The sequence below is a fragment of the Citrobacter sp. HN-141 genome (assembly GCF_033341895.1).
GTDB lineage: Bacteria > Pseudomonadota > Gammaproteobacteria > Enterobacterales > Enterobacteriaceae > Citrobacter.
The window spans coordinates 211,351-228,692 of sequence record NZ_JAWPBF010000007.1 but is presented as its reverse complement, the minus strand read 5'-3'; the positions used below and the strand labels follow the sequence as shown (position 1 = coordinate 228,692).

Below are 17,342 nucleotides of genomic sequence, written 5' to 3'. Positions count from 1 at the left end.
TCTTCTCGCTCTCTCAGGCAGGCATGACCCTTTGCGCCAGGGGTAGCACATGGCGTTTTTGCAACAGTGGCATATGAATTTAACCCTCAAAGATTCACTTATTGCTCGTAGCCGGGCTATGAGTCCGTGGACTGGCTTTTATTTTTTACAGTCTCTGCTGATCAACCTCGCGCTGGGCTACCCACTAAGCCTTCTTTATAGCGTTGCCTTTACCTGTGTATTGATGCTGTTGTGGCGTACTGCGCCGCGCACGCAAAAAACGCTGATTGGCATCTGTTCGCTGATTGCAGCGATGTATTTCCCATTCGGCCAGGCTTACGGCTCGCCAAACTTTAATACGTTGTTGGCGCTGCACTCGACTAACATGGAAGAGTCGACCGAAATCCTGACCATCTTCCCCTGGTACAATTACCTGGTTGGCGTGTTTATTTTTGCGCTCGGCGTTATCGCCGTACGGCGTAAAAAAGACGAGCAAAAACGTCGCTGGAACAAGTACGACAGCCTGTGCCTGCTGTTTAGCATCGTTGCATTCTTTGTTACTCCGGTACAAAACCTGGCATGGGGCGGCGTTTTCAAGTTAAAAGATACCGGTTACCCGGTTTTCCGCTTTGCCAAGGACGTTATCGTCAACAATAACGAAGTGCTCGACGAGCAAGAGCGCATGGCGAAGCTGGCGAGCGTGAAAGACAGCTGGACGGTGACAGCAGTGAAACCCAAATACCATACCTATGTCGTGGTGATTGGTGAAAGCGCCCGTCGTGATGCGCTAGGCGCGTTTGGCGGCCACTGGGATAACACGCCATTTTCCAGCACCGTTAATGGCTACATTTTTGCTGATTACATTGCCGCCAGTGGCTCCACGCAAAAATCGCTCGGCTTAACGCTAAACCGGGTCGTCGATAATAAGCCTCAGTTCCAGGATAACTTTGTCACGCTGGCCAACCGCGCTGGGTTCCAGACGTGGTGGTTTTCCAATCAGGGGCAGATCGGTGAATACGATACGGCAATAGCCAGCATCGCGAAACGGGCCGATGAAGTGCACTTCCTGAAAAACGGTGACTTCGAAGCCGATAAAAACACCCGTGATGAAGCCTTGTTGAAAATGACCGCTCAGGTGCTGGCCACCGAACGCACCCAGCCGCAACTGATTGTGCTGCATTTAATGGGTTCTCACCCGCAGGCCTGCGATCGTACTCAAGGAAAGTACGACACGTTCGTCCAGTCGAAAGAGACCTCCTGTTATCTGTACACCATGACGCAAACCGACGATCTGCTGCGCCAGCTTTACGAGCAGTTGCGTAACAGCGGCAGTAGCTTCTCCATGGTCTATTTCTCCGATCATGGCCTCGCCTTTAAAGAGCGCGGAAAAGAGGTGCAGTACCTGGCCCATGACGACCAGTTCCAGCAGAACTTCCAGGTGCCCTTTATGGTACTGTCCAGCGATGACAAAGCGCATCGGGTGATTAAAGCCCGCCGCTCGGCGAATGATTTCCTGAGTTTTTTCTCACAGTGGACGGGGATCAGCGCAAAGGAAATTACCAACAGCTACCGCTTTATCTCTGAGAAAAAAGCCGGGCCAGTGTATATCACCAACTTTAAATTGCAGAAGGTGGACTACAACCATTTGGGCACCGATATCTTCGAGACCAAATAGCCCCTTCCAGGCCGGATAAGGTATTTTGCCGCTATCCGGCACGTAACAATGCCTGATGCGCTGTGCTTATCAGGCATTCAACGACACGCCTTCCTGTATTGCAGGCAAAAAAAATCCGCCCAGAAGGCGGATTTTTTATATCACCGAAGTGATTAGAAGCGGTAACCAACACCCGCGATCCAGGTACCTACGTCAACGCTACGAATACGGCTCTGCTCGTAAGAGAAGTCCAGAGCAACGTTTTCGATCGGGTTGAACTGCACACCGGCACCGTAAGAGAAACCGTAGTCGCTGGTGTCGTGTTTGTCAGCAGGCGTTGCTGCATCCTGGAATTTACCGTAGCCAACACCTACAACACCGTAGACGCTTGCCCAGTCATTCAGACGGTAAGCCGGACCTGCAGTGATGCCGTAGTATTGGGTTTTGTTGTAATCGCCAAACGAGTCGGTACGATCTTTTTCAGTGTAAGTGAAGGAACCGATCACGCCCAGCGGGCTGTTGTCCTGCTCGTAACGATACTTCAGGTTGAAACCGTTCATTTTGTTCGCTGCGCCCTGAGCATCGCTCTGAGCGTAACCACCCGTAACGGTAGAAGTAGCAGCTACAGCGGTACCTGCGGAGAAAGCCAGAACAGCGGCCAGTGCTGAAAGACATGCAATTTTTTTCATAACCACCTCAAATGTGCTTCAAGTAAATCTTAAGTTTTAAATATACCAAAAACTGATGGGAAACTCTTTGCGATTCGTGATGTCTAACGGAGCTTTTCATGTAACAGAACGTTTCAGAAACCCGTTATCTCTTTCAATTAACATCACTTTTCTAATGATTTATGCCATTATTGCGCGCACAACACGGCACATTCATCCAGATGATTCCTAATCGCGCAGATTATTAATCCATCGTTTTCATGCCATTGTACGGATCTCAGTAATTTTTTTTTCAACGAATACTCAACCAGCCGAGCGTATTTCCATTACACTCGCTGTTTTACTTTTCTATACACAAACTCACGCGCATCGCAGTAAATCTGCGGCGTCCCGCGGGGGAAGGTGTGTAACCATCATTTGACAGGAGAAAGGATGCCGGGGTCGTCACGTAAAGCGCCAGTCTGGTTGCCTATTTTGGTTTTGCTGATAGCTATGTCCTCTATTCAAAGCGGCGCATCGCTGGCGAAATCGCTGTTCCCTCTCGTCGGTGCACCAGGCGTTACCGCCCTGCGCCTCGCGCTGGGAACGCTCATCCTTATCGCATTCTTTAAACCCTGGCGTTTACGTTTTGCCAAAGAGCAACGTCTTCCCCTGCTGTTTTATGGTTTGTCTCTGGGTGGGATGAACTATCTCTTTTACCTGTCAATTCAGACTGTACCGCTGGGTATTGCCGTAGCGCTGGAATTTACCGGCCCGCTTGCGGTGGCGTTGTTTTCCTCCCGACGCCCGGTGGATTTTATCTGGGTTGCGCTGGCCGTGCTCGGACTGTGGTTCCTGCTGCCGTTAGGTCAGGACGTTTCTCACGTTGATTTAACCGGTGCCGCGCTGGCATTGGGGGCCGGTGCCTGCTGGGCTATCTATATTCTTACCGGGCAACGCGCAGGCGCAGAACATGGCCCGGCAACGGTCGCCGTTGGCTCATTAATCGCCGCGCTGGTTTTCGTGCCGATTGGCGTCATTCAGGCAGGTGATGCCCTGTGGCATTGGTCGATTCTTCCATTGGGCTTAGCGGTAGCGGTCCTCTCTACTGCGCTCCCCTATTCGCTGGAAATGATCGCATTAACGCGACTGCCTACACGTACCTTTGGAACACTGATGAGTATGGAGCCTGCACTGGCGGCGGTGTCCGGGATGATTTTCCTCGGGGAAACGCTGACGTTTATCCAGACGCTGGCTCTGGGCGCGATTATTGCTGCGTCAATGGGCTCTACGCTCACCATCCGTAAAGACCCGCAAATTAAGCAAGTTGACGTGAATTAACCTGCCAATATTCTGCATGGTTTGCATAATCATGCAGAATATCTTGTTATCTATCCCTACTATTATTATCGCCCTCTACCTCTGCGTTGAAGCACGCTATTTATGCTGAGGCATAGCATTAACACAATAATAACAATTCTCTGTACTAAAATAACTTATAATATTGATTATTATCGATATTTTATATTTCCACTCACCTCGCTATTAAAGTGATAGGTAACACCGGAAAAATAAAACTGAAATTAGCGCTATACTTATCCTCGTTGAAGATTTGGGACGTAAACATCAAGAGGATATGAAATTATGAGTACCGCAAAACTGGTAAAAACAAAAGCATCTGCCCTCCTTTATACCCGCAACGATGTAACAGACAGCGATAAGAAAGCGACTGTTGAACTGCTGAATCAGCAGGTGATCCAATTCATCGACCTGTCACTGATCACCAAACAGGCACACTGGAATATGCGCGGCGCAAACTTTATTGCCGTACATGAAATGCTGGATGGTTTCCGGACTGCACTGACCGATCACCTCGATACCATGGCTGAGCGTGCCGTACAGTTAGGTGGTGTGGCACTGGGGACAACGCAGGTTATTAACAGCAAAACGCCGCTGAAAAGCTACCCGCTGGATATCCATAACGTACAGGACCACTTAAAAGAGCTGGCCGAACGTTATGCCGTGGTTGCTAACAGCGTACGTAAAGCGATAAGTGAAGCAAAAGATGAGGATACAGCAGATATCTTCACTGCGGCTTCCCGTGACCTCGACAAATTCTTGTGGTTTATCGAAGCGAATATCGAATAACAGACATATAAGAAATACCTATATTACCCTCGCATTTGCGGGGGTTTTGCACTTCTATGGTGCATAACATTGATCATTCGCCACTTCAAAGTAAATTATTTGTAATAATCACTTCACACAATCGTTAACGAAAGATTGTTTTATCAACAATTTTTACGCTAAATAGTCATACCGTTTGCACCGCGCCCGTCATGCACCAAATGAGTGCCCTGAAACGGTGCAAACAGCCCACTTTGCCCTACTTATTGTGCAACAAAATGAGACGCCCTCTTTTTAAAACAATGAGTTGCAAAATTGGCACGATTTTTTCATTAAGCCATATGTTCTCGCAGGGGATCGCCCCGTGGATATAAAAGGAAATCCTATGAAGTCTGCATTAAAAGTTTCACTGGCTGCACTTACCCTGGCTTTTGCGGTGTCCTCCCATGCCGCAGATAAGAAACTCGTTGTCGCAACCGACACCGCCTTTGTTCCCTTTGAATTCAAACAGGGCGACAAATACGTTGGTTTTGATGTGGATCTGTGGGCTGCCGTGGCCAAAGAACTGAATCTGGATTATGAACTGAAACCAATGGATTTCAGCGGCATCATCCCGGCCCTGCAAACTAAAAACGTCGATTTGGCGCTGGCAGGTATCACCATTACCGAAGAGCGTAAAAAAGCCATCGACTTCTCTGACGGCTACTACAAAAGCGGCCTGTTAGTGATGGTTAAAGCGAACAATAACGATGTCAAAAGCGTAAAAGATCTGGACGGTAAAGTCGTCGCAGTGAAGGGCGGTACCGGCTCAGTGGATTACGCCAAAGCGAACATCAAAACCAAAGACCTGCGTCAGTTCCCGAACATTGATAACGCGTATATGGAACTGGGTACCAACCGCGCAGACGCGGTACTGCACGATACACCAAACATTCTGTACTTCATCAAAACTGCCGGCAACGGTCAGTTCAAAGCTGTAGGCGATTCCCTGGAAGCCCAGCAGTACGGTATCGCCTTCCCGAAAGGCAGCGATGCACTGCGTGAGAAAGTGAACGGCGCGCTAAAAAGGCTGAAAGAGAACGGTACTTACAACGAAATCTACAAAAAATGGTTCGGTACTGAACCTAAATAATAATCTACAGCACAGGCCCGGTAACGTGATGCTTACCGGGTCTGCGCCAGCATTTTTGAGACCTGTAGGCCGGATAAGTACATCCGGTAAAACGGGCATTTGACTCTTTTCACCACGGTAACAGGAACGACATATGCAGTTTGACTGGAGTGCCATCTGGCCCGCCATCCCGCTTTTGATAGAAGGCGCCAAAATGACCCTGTGGATTTCAATCCTCGGTCTGGCCGGCGGGCTGATTATCGGGCTTGCAGCGGGTTTTGCGCGTACCTTCGGCGGTTGGATAGCCAACCATGTAGCGCTGGTCTTTATCGAAGTCATCCGCGGTACGCCAATCGTTGTACAGGTCATGTTTATCTACTTCGCCCTGCCAATGGCGTTTAACGATTTACGTATTGACCCCTTCAGCGCCGCTGTTGTCACCATCATGATCAACTCCGGTGCCTATATCGCGGAAATCACGCGTGGCGCGGTACTCTCAATCCACAAAGGATTCAGCGAGGCTGGCCTGGCGCTTGGACTTTCACGCACGGAAACCATCCGCCACGTTATTTTACCTCTTGCGCTGCGTCGTATGCTGCCACCACTGGGCAACCAGTGGATCATCAGCATCAAAGATACCTCGCTGTTTATCGTCATTGGCGTCGCTGAACTGACGCGCCAGGGTCAGGAAATCATTGCGGGTAACTTCCGCGCCCTGGAAATCTGGAGCGCCGTTGCGGTGTTCTATCTGATCATTACGCTGGTGCTGAGCTTCATTCTGCGTCGTCTGGAAAGAAGGATGAAAATCCTGTGATTGAATTTAAAAACGTTTCTAAGCACTTTGGTCCAACCCAGGTGCTACACAACATCGATCTGAATATTAAACAAGGTGAAGTCGTGGTGATTATCGGGCCATCTGGCTCCGGTAAATCTACGCTGCTGCGCTGCATTAACAAGCTGGAAGAAATCACCTCCGGTGACCTGATTGTTGACGGTCTGAAGGTCAACGATCCCAAGGTCGATGAACGGTTAATCCGCCAGGAAGCCGGAATGGTGTTTCAGCAGTTCTATCTGTTCCCCCATCTGACGGCGCTGGAAAACGTCATGTTTGGCCCGCTACGCGTACGTGGGGCGAATAAAGAACAGGCGGAAAAACTGGCTAAAGAGCTGCTGGCAAAAGTCGGTCTGGCCGAGCGTGCCCACCACTACCCTTCTGAGCTTTCCGGCGGTCAGCAGCAGCGTGTTGCCATTGCCCGTGCGCTGGCGGTGAAGCCGAAAATGATGCTGTTTGACGAGCCAACCTCGGCGCTGGACCCGGAACTGCGTCATGAGGTTCTGAAAGTCATGCAGGACCTGGCAGAAGAAGGGATGACCATGGTGATTGTGACTCACGAAATTGGCTTCGCCGAAAAAGTAGCCTCACGCCTGATTTTCATCGATAAAGGACGTATTGCCGAAGATGGTAATCCGCAAGCCCTGATTGAAAATCCACCCAGCCAGCGTTTGCAGGAATTTTTGCAGCACGTTTCATGATGCCTGATACCTCCCTTCAGCCGGAAGGGAGGTTTTTCACCAGAATCCTCTCATTTCAATCCTCTCCCGCCCTGACATCTATACTTATCCTTTTGAATTTGTTTTCTCATGGGAGGAGTGATGCGCTTGTTCCTGTTCATCTTCTTTTGTCTTCTGAGCATGCCGACTCACGCGGTAACGATACCCGGCGTTCCCTCCCCGGCCTCAACCAGCCCGCAAGCTGGCCCCACGACAGAACCCGATATCGAACAAAAAAAGGCGGCCTATGGCGCACTGGCGGATGTGCTGGAAAATGAGAGTTCACGCCAGGAGCTGATCGGTCAATTGCGCAAAGTGGCGGCCACGCCACCTCCCGAACCGGTGCCCACCATTGTCCCACCAACGTTAACGGAAGAAAAAACGGTGCTGGAGAATGTCACGGATATCAGCCGTCATTATGGCGAGGCTCTCTCAAGCCGCTTTGCCCAGCTGTATCGCAACATTACTGACGCCCCCCACAAAACCTTTAATCCACAAACATTCTCGAATGCCCTGACCCATTTCCTTATGCTGGCGGTATCTGTTTTTGGCTTTTACTGGCTGATACGGCTTTGCGCACTGCCGCTGTATCGCAAAATGGGGCAGTGGGCGCGACGGAAAAACCGCGAGCGCAGTAACTGGTTACAGCTTCCCGCCATGATCGTTGGCGCGTTCATTGTCGATTTACTGCTGCTGGCGCTCACCCTGTTTGTCGGGCAGATATTGAGTGATCGAATGAATGCCGGTAGCCGCACGATTGCATTCCAGCAGAGCTTGTTTCTCAATGCCTTCGCACTGATTGAATTTTTTAAGGCCATTTTGCGCCTGATTTTTTGCCCGGCGGTGACAGAGCTGCGACCATTTAACATTCAGGATGCAGGCGCACGCTACTGGAACCGGCGTCTGAGTTCATTAAGCAGTCTGATTGGTTACGGGCTTATTGTGGCGGTCCCCATTATTTCGAACCAGGTCAATGTACAGGTCGGCGCAATGGCTAACGTCATCATCATGCTGTGCATCACGCTGTGGGCGCTGTACCTGATTTTCAGAAACAAGAATGAGATTACCCAGCACTTACAGAATCTTGCCGCACGCTCTTTAGCCTTCTTTAGCCTGTTTATCCGTGCTTTTGCGCTGGTCTGGCATTGGCTGGCCAGCGCCTATTTCATTGTGTTGTTCTTCTTCTCACTCTTTGATCCGGGAAATAGTCTGAAATTCATGATGGGCGCAACGTTACGCAGCCTGGTGATCATCGGGATCGCCGCCTTTGTATCCGGCATGCTATCCCGCTGGATTGCCAAAACCATTACCCTTTCACCGCACACCCAGCGCAGCTATCCGGAATTACAAAAGCGGCTAAATGGCTGGCTGTCAACGGCGTTAAGCGTGGCCAGGATCCTGACAGTGTGTGTCGCCGTTATGCTGCTACTCAACGCCTGGGGACTGTTTGACTTCTGGAACTGGCTGCATTACGGCGCAGGCGAAAAAACGGTCGATATTCTGATCCGCATCGCACTGATTCTCTTCTTCTCTGCTATCGGCTGGACGATCCTTGCCAGCCTGATAGAAAACCGCCTGGCTTCAGATATTCACGGTCGTCCGCTGCCCAGTGCGCGGACTCGCACGCTGTTGACGTTATTTCGCAACGCGCTGGCAGTGATCATCAGTACCATCACGATCATGATTGTGTTGTCAGAGATTGGCGTCAATATCGCCCCATTACTGGCCGGGGCCGGCGCGCTGGGGCTGGCGATCTCTTTCGGATCACAGACACTGGTGAAGGATATTATTACTGGGATATTTATCCAGTTTGAAAACGGCATGAATACCGGCGATCTGGTCACTATCGGCCCGTTAACCGGCACGGTCGAACGCATGTCGATCCGTTCTGTTGGGGTACGCCAGGACACAGGGGCATACCACATCATCCCGTGGTCCTCGATAACAACCTTCGCCAACTTCGTCCGTGGGATCGGATCGGTCGTTGCGAATTACGACGTCGACCGTCATGAAGATGCGGATAAAGCCAATCAGGCGCTGAAGGATGCGGTCGCTGCGGTGATGGAAAAGGATGATATTCGTGGGCTTATCATTGGCGAGCCGTCGTTTGCCGGGATTGTCGGTTTGACCAATACGGCATTCACCTTAAGGGTCTCGTTTACCACCCTGCCGCTGAAGCAGTGGACGGTACGTTTTGCGCTCGACAGCGAGGTGAAAAAACACTTCGATCTGGCCAACGTGCGCCCCCCGGTACAGACCTATCAGGTACTGCCCGCACCGGTGTCAGGCCCGCAATCAACGGCAGCAGAACCGCTGCCGCCGAGCGAGCCCACGATTTAGCGTTGACGCGCCATAAAACGACGACGCTGATCGTTATCCATAAAGGTCCAGGCAATAAAGCGACTCTGCTTTTGCCCCTGGGCCATCTCTTTTTTAACCACTTTCACCGCGCCAGCATCGGTTAACGCATGGTACAACGGAGGCAGATTCTCACCCCGTGATACCAGAGTGGTAAACCACATCACCTGACGACCAAAGGCCTGACTTTCTGCGATCATTTTCCTGATGAACGCCACTTCACCTCCTTCGCACCACAGCTCCTGCTGCTGGCCGCCAAAGTTCAGCGCGTCATCTTTGTCTTGCCCCAGATTGCGGCGTTTGCGCTCGCTTCCGGCACGGGCAGAGGCAGCAGAATCATGGAATGGCGGATTACACAACGTGGCTTCGTACTGCTCATTCTTGTGAATAATGCCGTTGAAGATAGCTGAAGCATCTTTCTGACGACGCAGACGAATCGCCCGGGTTAAGCCAGGGTTGCCATTGATGATTGCCTGAGCGCTGCTAAACGCTTCACTACTGGTTTCGCTGCCGGTAAAACGCCAGCCGTATTCATGCACGCCGATCAGTGGATAAATGCAGTTCGCCCCTACCCCAACATCCAGCACGCTGGCATTTGCAGGGATGGTTCCGGTGGTTTCACCCAACAGGTCGGCCAGATGGTGAATGTAGTCCGCACGACCCGGAACCGGCGGGCACAGGAAACCTTCCGGGATATCCCAGTTTGCCACCGCATAATAATGCGCCAGCAGTGCTTTATTGAGCGCCTTCACTGCCTGCGGATTCGCGAAATCAACACTCTGCTCGCCGCCTGGCGTGAGGATGAGAAATTGCGTCAGCTCAGGAGTAACCTGGCATAACGTCGCAAGATCATAACGGCCATTGTGGCGGTTGCGTGGATGTAATCCCGGTTTCTGGGGGGGCATAGCATTCTCCTTTTAACAGCGGCGTAAGATACCCGCATAACGCCACGGGGTAAACATACACTGCAGGGAAATTTCATTTTTTATGCGAATTGTATCGTTCAAAAAACAGCCTGTTGTTGGTCGATTTTTTGCGGCAAATGCCCTGCAATGACGACCTAAACTTATCAGGCACGATCTGTTGTTTCTCAGAGGATATCATCATGAAGAAATGCCTCACATTCCTTGCCGCTACCGTACTTACCGGCATGACATTTGCGACTTTTGCTGCACAGCCCAATACCAGTCCTGCCACCGGTCCACTACAAGCCTCCGGTACGATTTCCGTGAGCGGAGCATCAAGCCTGGATGACCTTGAAGGTAAGCTGGCAGAAAAAGCGAAAGAGCAAGGCGCGAAAGACTTTGTGGTTAATTCCGCTGGCGGTAAAAATCAGATGTACGGTACAGCAACTATCTATAAGTAACTCTCCCTCAGCTCAACTGCATTCGCCCTGAATGCAGTTTGCTGTCCTTTCTTTCTGAAATCCCCTGCATGAACTGTAACCACCATGTTGGAATTTTGAGTTCAATGTAAATAAATGTATTTATTTTTTAAGTAATGAATGCTAAAACGTCGCTCTTATTGATAATGCTTATCAAAATTATTATCAATTACGCATTTCATTCAGGCGAGACCTGCAGGGTATAACGTCCACAGAGATGTCCCTTCGTTTGAGTGAAACCTTCTAATCAATAATAATAAGTCATTCATTAACATGGATAAAAATCGCAATCTGCCGTCTAGTAGTTTTCACTCGCTCACCTTCTTTGCCGGCCTGTGTATTGGCCTGTCTCCTGTAGCCCAGGCCGTCGCCGCAGGCTCACAAGAGACAAAGCAGGAAGATACGCTGGTCGTTGAAGCAGCTAAGCCCTCGCTGTATGCCCCAACGCACTCTGCCGACCCGAAGTTCTCTCGTCCGGTGGCTGATACCACTCGCACCATGACGGTCATTTCTGAGCAGGTTATTAAAGATCAGGGAGCAACCAATCTTACTGATGCGTTGAAAAACGTGCCGGGAGTTGGCGCATTTTTTGCGGGTGAAAATGGTAACTCCACCACCGGCGATGCGGTGTATATGCGAGGTGCTGACACCTCAAACAGCATTTATATCGACGGTATTCGTGATATTGGTAGCGTCACGCGTGACACCTTCAATACGGAACAGGTTGAAGTGATTAAAGGGCCTTCCGGCACCGACTATGGTCGCAGTGCCCCCACAGGCTCCATCAATATGATCAGCAAGCAGCCGCGCACCGATTCAGGTATTGATGCCTCAGCCAGCGTCGGTAGCGCCTGGTTCCGCCGGGGAACGCTGGATATCAATCAGGTCATCGGTGACACCACCGCAGTGCGCTTAAACCTGATGGGTGAAAAAACGCATGATGCCGGACGCGATAATATTAAAAATGAACGCTACGGCGTGGCCCCCTCTATTGCCTTTGGCTTAGGCACCGAAAACCGACTGTATCTGAACTATCTACACGTCACCCAGCACAACACACCGGACGGAGGAATTCCGACTATTGGTCTGCCTGGCTACTCAGCGCCGTCTGCTGGAACGTCGGCCCTGAACCATTCCGGAAAAGTAGATACACATAATTTCTATGGTACCGACTCCGATTACGACGACTCGACGACCGATACCGCGACAATGCGTTTCGAGCATGACCTGAGTGACAGCACGACCCTTCGTAACACCACGCGCTGGTCGCGCATTAAACAGGATTATCTGATGACCGCGGTCATGGGCGGCGCATCAAACATCACGCAGCCAACCCGCAACGTCGATACCTGGAGCTGGTCACGGGTGGCGAATACCAAAGATGTCAGCAACAAAATCCTCACCAACCAGACCAACCTGACGTCAAAATTTTATACCGGTGCTGTCGGACATGACATCAGTACCGGCGTGGAGTTGACCCGTGAAACACAGACCAACTATGGCGTAGCGCCACTCACCCCGCCACCGGTCAATATTTACTCACCGAACAGCAACGTGAACATTGGCGGATTATCCCGTAATGGCGCTAACGCCAACGGACAGACCGATACTTTCGGTATTTATGCCTTCGATACTCTGCAAATTACGCGTGATATTGAACTGAACGGTGGTATTCGTCTGGATAATTACCGAACCGAGTATGACAGTGCAACCGCGTGCGGCGCTTCTGGTCGCGGTGCCGTCGCGTGCCCAACGGGCTCAGCCAAAGGTTCTCCGGTCACCACTGTCGACACCGCGAAATCCGGTAATCTGGTGAACTGGAAAGCGGGTGCGCTGTACCATTTGACCGAGAACGGCAACGTTTACATCAACTACGCGGTTTCTCAGCAACCGCCGGGCGGCAGTAATTTTGCCCTTGCTCAAAGTGGGACCGGTAACAGCGCCAACCGTACCGATTTTAAACCGCAAAAGGCAAAGACCAGCGAAATCGGGACGAAATGGGAGGTGCTGGATAAACGCCTGCTGTTGACCGCCGCCGTTTTCCGCACGGATATCGAGAACGAAGTTGAACAGAACGATGACGGGACATACTCCCAGTATGGCGAAAAACGTGTTGAAGGCTACGAGCTCTCCGTGGCAGGAAATATTACCCCGGCATGGCAGGTGATTGGCGGTTATACCCAACAGCGCGCCACGGTGCATAGCGGTCAAGACGTCGCGCAGGATGGTTCATCTTCCCTGCCGTATACGCCGGAACATGCCTTCACGCTGTGGAGTCAGTACCAGGCCACTGATGATGTTTCCGTTGGTGCCGGTGCTCGCTACGTAGGCAGCATGCATCGCGGTTCGGACGGCGCCGTTGGGACGCCATCCTATACCGAAGGCTACTGGGTGGCGGATGCCAAGTTAGGCTATCGCGTAAACCGCAATCTCGATTTCCAGTTGAACGTCTACAACCTGTTTGACACCCAATACGTATCCTCCATTAACAAAAGTGGATACCGTTACCATCCGGGCGAGCCAAGAACCTTCCTGCTCACCGCGAATATGCATTTCTAATCCATCGCGTGGGGCGCAAGCCCCACTTTCAGGAGAAACTCTGATGATGTACCACATTCCCGGCGTCCTGTCGGCGCATGATGTAGCCTGGTTTCGCGAACAACTGGAAACCATAGACTGGGTTGATGGCCGTGTCACAACGGGCGCTCAGGGAGCACAGGTTAAAAATAACCAGCAGGTTGACACGCGAAGCGAGCGCTATATGGCATTGCAACAAGCGGTGCAGAACGCCGTGAACAACAGCGCGTTGTTTTTCGCTGCCGCACTGCCGAAAACCCTCTCTACACCGCTGTTCAATCGTTATCAGAACAACGAAACCTACGGTTTTCACGTTGATGGCGCGGTGCGTAGTCACCCGGAAAACGGCTGGATGCGAACTGACCTTTCCGCGACCTTGTTTTTAAGCCATCCCGACAGCTATGACGGCGGGGAACTTCGGGTAAATGATACTTACGGACAACATACGGTGAAGCTTCCGGCTGGCGATCTGGTACTTTACCCCTCCAGCAGTCTGCACTGCGTCACGCCGGTTACCCGAGGAACCCGTGTGGCATCGTTTATGTGGGTCCAGTCGATGATCCGTGATGACAAAAAACGCGCCATGCTGTTTGAACTGGATAAGAACATTCAATCACTGAAAGCGCGCCACGGAGAAAGTGCAGAGATCCTGTCGTTGCTTAATCTTTATCATAACCTGCTGCGCGAGTGGTCCGAAATCTGATACGCCCGTAGGCGCTCATTTTTCCCCCGCCTCATTCGCTATAATTATTCTATAAACGAGTTTTATAAAACGAATGACAGGAGGCACACATGGCATCCGGCTGGGCAAGTGACGACGCTGTGAACGAACAGATCAACAATACGATTGAAGATGCTGTTGCCCGTGCCCGTGGTGAGTTACCCACGGGAGAAAGTCTGCATGAATGTGAAGAATGTGGCAATCCTATCCCGCAGGCGCGCCGTGAAGCGGTACCTGGCGTGCGTTTGTGCATCTCCTGCCAACAGGATAAAGATTCACATAACTCTGCATTTTCAGGATATAATCGCAGAGGTTCGAAAGACAGCCAGCTACGTTGACTCATCTTTACCAAAAGTTTCAGCGCATACGATTTCCTTTACGAGCACGCTTTTTCACCCACGGTGTAGCAAAATGTGCCGTTGTCACTTTCTCTGTAAAGCGCAATGACAAGAACTGTAAATCCCTCTTCTGAATTTATTAATATTCAATAAGTTATTTGTCATTCAATTTTTTTGATTGATGTCGTCAATTCTATTCGATTTTCTCTCACCGAAAAAAACGTGATACTTCTCACATCGACAGAACAACGTCTACTGAACAGAACATCGACTAACCGAATAAACCTGCGAGAGAAAAATCATGAAAAACATTAAATTTGCTGTTGCTGCTATCGCCCTGTCTACCCTGTCATTTGGTGTTTTCGCTGCTGAGCCGGTTACCTCCACTCAGGCGCAAAGCATGAATAAAATGGGTGTGGTATCTGCTGATGGCGCCACCACGCTGGACGGCCTGGAAGCAAAACTGGCTGAAAAAGCGGCTGCTGCTGGTGCAAGTGGTTACAGCATCACCTCCGCTGTCGGCAACGACAAAATGAGCGGCACCGCGGTTATCTACAAATAACCAACAGAATTCCTGTACGACCCAATGCTCCAACCCTCATTGACCCTGTTTGTTACCCTTTGTTTGCCCGTCCGCCACTGGACGGGCTTTTTTTTATCTAGTGTTCAAGCCGTTGGCGAAACGCCTGCAATACCGCATCCGGCATACCGATTTGCCGTGCCGCCTCACATATCGCTTGCCAGCTTCCGGCATCAAGCGGAATACCCTGCGCCAGCCGCTCTTCACGGGTATTCACTTCCCACTCGCCCGGTAACAGGATAGGCGCATCCTCAGCATGCGGCGACGCTTTGACCCATTCAGCAAATGCCGAAACCTGATTGTCACAGTCCGGGGCACCGAATAGCGTTGGGTTAATGATGATCGTGGTCATGCAGTTAATAATGGCGTCTGCGCTGTTCTGCAAACTGGCTTCGTGGGTCGTTTTACCGCCAGAGAGCGCACCGCCCAGGATTTCACACATTGCCGCCAGCGCGTAGCCTTTATGTTGGGCGAAGGTGAGCAGCGAGCCCAATGGCGATTCCTGCATAACGGCAGGATCGGTGGTAGGAGCCCCCAGGGCATCAATCAGACAACCCGGCGCAACCGGCTCACCTTTGTGCCACGCCACGCGCGTTTTACCAAAAGCGATGGCGCTGGTCGCGTAGTCCAACAGCAACGGGAAATCATTTTTACGTGGAAACACGACGCAGAAAGGGTTGGTGCCAAAACGGCTATCACGGCCATGGAACGGGGCAACCATCGGGATCCCCACCACATTCACAAAGTGTATAGAGACAAAGCCCGCCGCCGCACACTGCTCCGCCCAGTAGCCAATGCGCCCAATATGATGAGAATTATGCAGTGCTACCGCAGCAATTCCGTACTGCTGAGCTTTCTCAATCCCCAGCGCGATAGCTTCATGCGCGGCTACCTGACCAAATGCGCAATCCCCATCCAGCGTAACCACTGCCCCCGCCTCTTTCACCACTTTCGCATGACGATTGATCTGCAAATGCCCCTGCGAGAATGAGCGAATGTAGCTTGGGATCATCCCGATACCATGTGAATCATGGCCGGCGAGGTTTGAGGCAATCAGATGATCGGCCACCAACTGCGCTTCCTGCTCGTCACTCCCCATCTGGCGGAAAACGGCCTGAATAAACGCATGCAGCGTTGGCGCGTGAAAGCGATGTCCACTGTTCATTGTAATCTCCTGTTGTGTTGCGTGTTTGTTGTGTTTCTTATTTTTCAACAAACTATGCTGCGCTACGGTAGCCAGGAGGTCAATAAACGTGCAGAAATTTCACGTTGCAGAGGGTGCAGGACAGGAACGACTGACGGGCCAAATGACAGGCCCGTCGGGATGAAGAAAGGGTCAGAAGCTTTGATCGACGCGAGCAAGCCCGTCTGCCAGCGTGGTGGATTCTCCGGTGGCCACCAGACAGCAAGCCATCTGAATTTTCAATGAGGCCGGTATCGGCTCGCTTCCGGCCAGACAGCGTTCAATCCAGCGGGCGGTCGTCTCCGGATCTTTTGCTACCGGCAGTGGGACGGGCTCATCAGGCATTTCACTCTGGCGGTCCTGTAGCACACGCACTCCCGTCGGGTCTATCAGGCTAATCTGCGGACAGCGTTGCGGGTTGGCATACACTTCGCCTTCCGTGCCGTGCATCAGCAAACCACGGCCGCCAATGTCGCCGAAAAATTTCGCCACTCGCGAGACATATTCAGGATGAGAAACACTGGCAAGACGCAGCGCGGCATCTTCTGCAAACGGCGTGGCCAACTTCGCCAGCGTATGTGCACTGTTGCGCACGCCCATTCTCCAGCGCATCGCCAGTTGCTTCTCCAGCGGCGGACACAGCGCGCGCACCGGAATAAACACCGGTTCATGGCCATCCAGTTTTGCCTGTGCCTGGCCGGCATGCAGCGTGGGCATGATCCCCATCAGTTCAAAAATGGTTTCTGTCAGCACGCGGGTTGGATCTTCGCTGACGCCGTGTACCAGCACCGGGAATCCCAGTTTATGCAGTAAGATAGCCAGCAGCGGCGTCAGATTGGCTTGCTTGCGCGCGCCATTGTAACTGGGGATCACAATGGGCATGGGTTTGGCAACAGGCGGCGTCAGGCGAATGGTATGGTTTTGCATCGCTTCATAAAAGCCCAGCATCTCCGCTTCTCCCTCGCCTTTAATACGCAGCGCAATCAGCACGCCGCCCATCTCAAGGTCAGGGACATCGCCATTCAACATATGGGTATACAGTCCGCGAGCAGTATCCTGGTCCAGGTCACGCGCGTGATTTTTACCTCGCCCAATCTCTTTGATGATTTTGCGGTAATCCATCGATAACTCC

Annotated in this window: 16 protein-coding genes; 12 read left to right on the top strand and 4 right to left on the bottom strand. The window is 51.6% G+C overall.

Features of this window, described 5'->3' with window-relative positions; translation table 11 throughout:
• The first annotated feature begins 73 nt into the window (after positions 1-73).
• Positions 74-1,654, top strand: coding sequence for a phosphoethanolamine transferase (locus RYZ59_RS11170; RefSeq protein WP_318047936.1), 1,581 nt, complete (start codon positions 74-76; stop codon positions 1,652-1,654).
• Positions 1,655-1,806: 152 nt separating this feature from the next.
• On the opposite strand, the gene ompX is transcribed toward RYZ59_RS11170, so the two are convergent.
• Positions 1,807-2,322, bottom strand: a complete 516-nt coding sequence (ompX, locus tag RYZ59_RS11165; protein WP_048212190.1) for an outer membrane protein OmpX — start codon at positions 2,320-2,322, stop codon at positions 1,807-1,809.
• A 411-nt stretch (positions 2,323-2,733) separates the two neighbouring features.
• Between ompX and rhtA the strand changes: the two genes are divergently transcribed.
• The 6 genes from rhtA to ybiO all read left to right on the top strand — a co-directional run bounded on the left by rhtA (position 2,734) and on the right by ybiO (position 9,409).
• Positions 2,734-3,621, top strand: coding sequence for a threonine/homoserine exporter RhtA (gene rhtA / locus RYZ59_RS11160; protein WP_318047693.1), 888 nt, complete (start codon positions 2,734-2,736; stop codon positions 3,619-3,621).
• 303 nt (positions 3,622-3,924) lie between these two features.
• Positions 3,925-4,428: a DNA starvation/stationary phase protection protein Dps gene (dps, locus tag RYZ59_RS11155; RefSeq protein ID WP_005123679.1), complete on the top strand. Its 504-nt coding sequence runs from the start codon at positions 3,925-3,927 to the stop codon at positions 4,426-4,428.
• Between the two features lie 364 nt (positions 4,429-4,792).
• The gene (gene glnH, locus RYZ59_RS11150; RefSeq protein WP_318047696.1) at positions 4,793-5,539 is read left to right on the top strand and encodes a glutamine ABC transporter substrate-binding protein GlnH; all 747 of its coding nucleotides are present in this window, start codon (positions 4,793-4,795) and stop codon (positions 5,537-5,539) included.
• 133 nt (positions 5,540-5,672) lie between these two features.
• The gene (gene glnP / locus RYZ59_RS11145; protein ID WP_005123684.1) at positions 5,673-6,332 is read left to right on the top strand and encodes a glutamine ABC transporter permease GlnP; all 660 of its coding nucleotides are present in this window, start codon (positions 5,673-5,675) and stop codon (positions 6,330-6,332) included.
• Positions 6,329-7,051, top strand: a complete 723-nt coding sequence (gene glnQ / locus RYZ59_RS11140; RefSeq protein ID WP_006685365.1) for a glutamine ABC transporter ATP-binding protein GlnQ — start codon at positions 6,329-6,331, stop codon at positions 7,049-7,051. Before glnP ends, glnQ begins: the two co-directional genes overlap by 4 nt.
• A 120-nt stretch (positions 7,052-7,171) precedes the next feature.
• On the top strand, positions 7,172-9,409 hold the full coding sequence (gene ybiO, locus RYZ59_RS11135) for a mechanosensitive channel protein (protein ID WP_318047699.1): 2,238 nt from the start codon (positions 7,172-7,174) through the stop codon (positions 9,407-9,409).
• Here ybiO and rlmF read toward each other — a convergent pair.
• Positions 9,406-10,332 (bottom strand): 23S rRNA (adenine(1618)-N(6))-methyltransferase RlmF, encoded by a 927-nt coding sequence (gene rlmF / locus RYZ59_RS11130; RefSeq protein ID WP_318047701.1) that lies wholly within the window; start codon positions 10,330-10,332, stop codon positions 9,406-9,408. The two genes, ybiO and rlmF, sit on opposite strands and share 4 nt — an antisense overlap.
• A gap of 200 nt (positions 10,333-10,532) precedes the next feature.
• Between rlmF and mcbA the strand changes: the two genes are divergently transcribed.
• From mcbA to ybiJ, 5 genes are all read left to right on the top strand, one after another.
• Positions 10,533-10,793: a DUF1471 family periplasmic protein McbA gene (mcbA, locus tag RYZ59_RS11125; protein ID WP_318047703.1), complete on the top strand. Its 261-nt coding sequence runs from the start codon at positions 10,533-10,535 to the stop codon at positions 10,791-10,793.
• 291 nt (positions 10,794-11,084) lie between these two features.
• Positions 11,085-13,370 (top strand): catecholate siderophore receptor Fiu, encoded by a 2,286-nt coding sequence (locus RYZ59_RS11120; protein WP_318047705.1) that lies wholly within the window; start codon positions 11,085-11,087, stop codon positions 13,368-13,370.
• A gap of 43 nt (positions 13,371-13,413) precedes the next feature.
• Complete coding sequence (ybiX, locus tag RYZ59_RS11115; protein ID WP_318047707.1) at positions 13,414-14,091, top strand: PKHD-type hydroxylase YbiX; 678 nt, start codon at positions 13,414-13,416, stop codon at positions 14,089-14,091.
• 89 nt (positions 14,092-14,180) lie between these two features.
• Positions 14,181-14,447, top strand: a complete 267-nt coding sequence (locus tag RYZ59_RS11110) for a DksA/TraR family C4-type zinc finger protein (RefSeq protein ID WP_318047709.1) — start codon at positions 14,181-14,183, stop codon at positions 14,445-14,447.
• 301 nt (positions 14,448-14,748) lie between these two features.
• Positions 14,749-15,009: a DUF1471 family protein YbiJ gene (ybiJ, locus tag RYZ59_RS11105; protein ID WP_048212199.1), complete on the top strand. Its 261-nt coding sequence runs from the start codon at positions 14,749-14,751 to the stop codon at positions 15,007-15,009.
• Positions 15,010-15,106: 97 nt separating this feature from the next.
• Here the strand turns inward: ybiJ and RYZ59_RS11100 are convergent, their stop codons facing one another.
• Together RYZ59_RS11100 and ybiB are read right to left on the bottom strand one after the other, a co-directional pair.
• On the bottom strand, positions 15,107-16,192 hold the full coding sequence (locus RYZ59_RS11100; RefSeq protein ID WP_318047711.1) for a malate/lactate/ureidoglycolate dehydrogenase: 1,086 nt from the start codon (positions 16,190-16,192) through the stop codon (positions 15,107-15,109).
• 171 nt (positions 16,193-16,363) lie between these two features.
• Positions 16,364-17,332: a DNA-binding protein YbiB gene (gene ybiB, locus RYZ59_RS11095; RefSeq protein ID WP_318047712.1), complete on the bottom strand. Its 969-nt coding sequence runs from the start codon at positions 17,330-17,332 to the stop codon at positions 16,364-16,366.
• Between the last annotated feature and the right edge of the window lie 10 nt (positions 17,333-17,342).

What these genes read in the sequence shown, in the direction of transcription:
- RYZ59_RS11170 (WP_318047936.1), top strand. Translation starts at nt 74, where the DNA reads ATGAATTTAACCCTCAAAGATTCACTTATTGCTCGTAGCCGGGCTATG.
- ompX (WP_048212190.1), bottom strand. Translation starts at nt 2,322, where the DNA reads ATGAAAAAAATTGCATGTCTTTCAGCACTGGCCGCTGTTCTGGCTTTC.
- rhtA (WP_318047693.1), top strand. Translation starts at nt 2,734, where the DNA reads ATGCCGGGGTCGTCACGTAAAGCGCCAGTCTGGTTGCCTATTTTGGTT.
- dps (WP_005123679.1), top strand. Translation starts at nt 3,925, where the DNA reads ATGAGTACCGCAAAACTGGTAAAAACAAAAGCATCTGCCCTCCTTTAT.
- glnH (WP_318047696.1), top strand. Translation starts at nt 4,793, where the DNA reads ATGAAGTCTGCATTAAAAGTTTCACTGGCTGCACTTACCCTGGCTTTT.
- glnP (WP_005123684.1), top strand. Translation starts at nt 5,673, where the DNA reads ATGCAGTTTGACTGGAGTGCCATCTGGCCCGCCATCCCGCTTTTGATA.
- ybiO (WP_318047699.1), top strand. Translation starts at nt 7,172, where the DNA reads ATGCGCTTGTTCCTGTTCATCTTCTTTTGTCTTCTGAGCATGCCGACT.
- rlmF (WP_318047701.1), bottom strand. Translation starts at nt 10,332, where the DNA reads ATGCCCCCCCAGAAACCGGGATTACATCCACGCAACCGCCACAATGGC.
- mcbA (WP_318047703.1), top strand. Translation starts at nt 10,533, where the DNA reads ATGAAGAAATGCCTCACATTCCTTGCCGCTACCGTACTTACCGGCATG.
- RYZ59_RS11120 (WP_318047705.1), top strand. Translation starts at nt 11,085, where the DNA reads ATGGATAAAAATCGCAATCTGCCGTCTAGTAGTTTTCACTCGCTCACC.
- ybiX (WP_318047707.1), top strand. Translation starts at nt 13,414, where the DNA reads ATGATGTACCACATTCCCGGCGTCCTGTCGGCGCATGATGTAGCCTGG.
- RYZ59_RS11110 (WP_318047709.1), top strand. Translation starts at nt 14,181, where the DNA reads ATGGCATCCGGCTGGGCAAGTGACGACGCTGTGAACGAACAGATCAAC.
- ybiJ (WP_048212199.1), top strand. Translation starts at nt 14,749, where the DNA reads ATGAAAAACATTAAATTTGCTGTTGCTGCTATCGCCCTGTCTACCCTG.
- RYZ59_RS11100 (WP_318047711.1), bottom strand. Translation starts at nt 16,192, where the DNA reads ATGAACAGTGGACATCGCTTTCACGCGCCAACGCTGCATGCGTTTATT.
- ybiB (WP_318047712.1), bottom strand. Translation starts at nt 17,332, where the DNA reads ATGGATTACCGCAAAATCATCAAAGAGATTGGGCGAGGTAAAAATCAC.